Annotated in this window: 1 protein-coding gene; it reads left to right on the plus strand. The window is 63.2% G+C overall.

Annotated elements, in window-relative coordinates; translation table 11 throughout:
• On the plus strand, positions 1-239 hold a 239-nt coding region (locus tag Q1B13_RS26965), incomplete at both ends, for an autotransporter outer membrane beta-barrel domain-containing protein (RefSeq protein ID WP_299085986.1).

Genomic DNA, 239 nt, shown 5'->3' on the forward strand with positions numbered 1-239 from the left:
GCGTCCAGCCAGCAGCTGCGGCTTGGGCTTGAGTTTGGTGCGCAGGAGGCACAGGAGACGCGTCGCCTTTATGGCATCGTGAACCTGTTCCATGAGTTTGGCGCGGGCAGTGAGGTGACTGTTGCGGGGACGACCCTGACGACCGAGAGTGAGCCCTGGGCCGTTGGGGTCGGCTTTGGCGGTAACTATGCCCTGACGGACCGCGTGGATCTCTTTGGCGAAGCCTCTTATGCCACCGG

This window comes from uncultured Ruegeria sp. (assembly GCF_947489545.1).
GTDB lineage: Bacteria > Pseudomonadota > Alphaproteobacteria > Rhodobacterales > Rhodobacteraceae > Ruegeria.